Source organism: Psychrobacter sp. 1U2 (assembly GCF_051847575.1).
Genome location: NZ_JBPYDC010000550.1, coordinates 1 through 980 on the forward strand (window position 1 = coordinate 1; position 980 = coordinate 980).

At 46.3% G+C, this 980-nt stretch carries 1 protein-coding gene; it reads left to right on the top strand.

Going from position 1 to position 980, the window contains the following annotated elements:
- On the top strand, window positions 1–980 hold a 980-nt coding region (locus ACS8FD_RS17195; protein WP_439276742.1), incomplete at both ends, for a cation:proton antiporter.

Here is a 980-nt window from a genome sequence, read left to right on the forward strand (position 1 = left end):
AATGGTTGGCTTGGTACTTAAAGCAACCGTCCATTTTGTTTTTGTTGCTGATCGGCATTATTGTCGGTCCAGTATTGGGTTACTTTGACCCTGATTTGGTTTTAGGCGAGCTTATGTTCCCTATTATCTCTTTAGGTGTGGCCATTATTTTGTTTGAAGGCTCGTTGACACTTGAGTTTGATGAAATCAAGCAGCATGGAACCGTGGTGCAGATGCTGGTGTCAATCGGGGTGGTCATTACCATCGCGGTAGTGGCGCTATCGACCTATTTATTGTTCGATGTCGACCCTTTGATTGCGTTATTATTTGGTGCGCTGGTTTGTGTGACTGGGCCAACGGTGATTATGCCGTTACTACGTAGTGTACGTCCAAATAAAACCATCTCTAATATCCTCAAGTGGGAAGGTATCATCATCGATCCTATCGGTGCGATTGCCGTGGTATTGGTGTATGAGTACATCATCTCAGGCGGTGAGGCCAGCAGTCTTTTGCTATTTGCTAAGATTGTGGTTTTAGCGACAGCGCTTGGTATGGCGGGCGCGTGGGTATTGGCGTTCTTAATGCGTCGTCATATGGTGCCTGAGTTTTTACGCAATGTCTTTACCCTCGCCTTTGTCTTAGTACTATTTTCGATATCGAACCATTTAGAGCACGAGTCTGGTCTTTTAACCGTGACTGTACTTGGCGTGGCACTGGCGAACTGGCCAAACTTCCCGCGCGATACGATTTTGGAATTTAACGAGTCGTTGACTGTTTTATTGATCTCCGTATTATTCATTATTCTTGCGGCTCGTGTAGAGCTGGCAAGTCTTATGAGTGTAGGTTTTGCAGGGATTATATTGCTGGCCATCGTGATGTTCATCGCGCGTCCGCTCTCTGTTTGGGCGTCTTCTATTGGCTCCAACTTAAAGACCAATGAAAAGCTGATGATTAGCTGGATTGGTCCGCGCGGTATCGTCGCTGCTGCTATCTCCTCCTTA